The 1463-nt window shown below is 74.9% G+C and carries 2 protein-coding genes and 1 pseudogene; all 3 read left to right on the top strand.

Annotation, left to right across the window (positions count from 1 at the left end; all coding sequences use genetic code 11):
* A pseudogene (locus AB0G02_RS39970) lies at positions 1–514 on the top strand (hypothetical protein); the annotation flags it as partial.
* Positions 515–539: 25 nt separating this feature from the next.
* A complete protein-coding gene (locus AB0G02_RS39965) occupies positions 540–1229 on the top strand; it encodes a DUF4255 domain-containing protein (RefSeq protein ID WP_360805676.1) in 690 nt (229 codons plus the stop codon).
* Positions 1226–1463: hypothetical protein (locus AB0G02_RS39960; protein ID WP_360805673.1), on the top strand; the 238-nt coding region annotated here is incomplete at its 3' end. The genes AB0G02_RS39965 and AB0G02_RS39960, both read left to right, overlap by 4 nt.

The raw sequence follows: 1463 nt of genomic DNA, 5'->3' as shown, positions 1-1463 counted from the left end.
GCCCGCGCAGGTGCCGGTCGCGGCCCTGCCGCCGGGGTGCGCGCCCACGAGCTGCGTGCTGTCCGACCTGCCGGTGGGCTCCACCCAGGTCGTGCAGGTGGTGCTCGCGCCGGACAAGGCGGTGCGGACGGAGGTGCGCGGCGTGCTGCGGACCACCGGCACCGACGCGAACCCGGGCGACAACACGGCGGTCGCACCGGTGACCGTGCTGCAGCCGAGGATCGTGGCCGTGCCGCCGATCGGTGAGCCGGGGTTCGTCACGTCCGTGCGCGGCGAGGACTTCCCGCCCGGTGCGCCGGTCCGGCTGGCCTGGTCGCCCGGCATCACCGCGGCCGCCGCGCCGACGATCCCGCGCGGTGACGGCCGGTTCACCGCGCAGCTGCTGATCCTGACCAAGGACCAGACCGGCCCGCGCACGATCACCGCGACCGGTCCCGGCTTCAGCGCGGTCACCACGCCGTTCCTGGTCGTGGCCGCGTCCATCGGGCCGCCGGACATGGTGGCGCGCAGGTGAACCCCACGACGACGAGGAGGTGCCCGTGATCCACGAGGTGGACGAGGCGATCCGGCGGATGCTCACGGCCGCGGGCGTGCCCGGCGGCGGGGGTGAGCTGTCGTTCGACGCGCCGACCAAGGACTGGTCCGCGCGCCGCAACGCGCCCACGGTCAACGTGTTCCTGCACGACATCCGCGAGGACGTGATGCGGCGTCACGCGGGCGGCATGGAGATCTACGACGACGAGGGCCTGCTGACCGGGTGGCGCGGCCCGGCGCGGTGGTTCGAGCTGGCCTACCTGATCACGGCGTGGACCAACCGCGCCCAGGACGAGCACCGGTTGCTGTCGGAGGTGCTGGCGAGCCTGGTGCGCGTCGAGCGGATGGCCGACGAGTGGTTGACCGGGTCGCTGGCCGAGCTGGGGCTGGGGGTGATCCTGAACTCCGCCCAGCCACCGGACGGGCGGGCGACCTCGGAGATGTGGTCCGCGCTGGGCGGTGAGCTGAAACCGTCCATCGACCTCAAGGTCATCGCGCCGCTGGCCGGCGAGTGGACGGCCGCCGGGCCGCCCGTCACCGAGGGCGTGGTGCTGGAGACGGCGGCGCAGTCGGGCGAGCGCTCGCGCCGGTTGCGCTACGAGGGACCGTCGACCGCCGACGGTGACGGGTTCGCGGCCACCAGGCCCAAGCCCTCGCCCGGACCCCGGCGGCGACGCGGGGGGACGATCCGATGACCGACCAGGTGATCGACACCATGACCGGCCTGCCGGAGGACCCGTTCCGCGTGGAGGCGCCCGCGCCGCCGGTCGCACCGGGGCCCGACCGGAGACCGTCCGGGGTGGGCGAGGCGGACCTGCTGTACCTGTGGGCGCGGTTGGGCGTGGTCGAATGGCGGGTCCGGCAGGCGCTGGCCGCCGCGGCGGCCGACGACCCCCACCCCCCCGACCCCAACCCGCGGCTCTACAACA

The sequence above is a fragment of the Actinosynnema sp. NPDC023658 genome (assembly GCF_040639995.1).
Lineage (GTDB): Bacteria > Actinomycetota > Actinomycetes > Mycobacteriales > Pseudonocardiaceae > Actinosynnema.
This window is presented reverse-complemented; position numbering and strand designations above follow the sequence as displayed.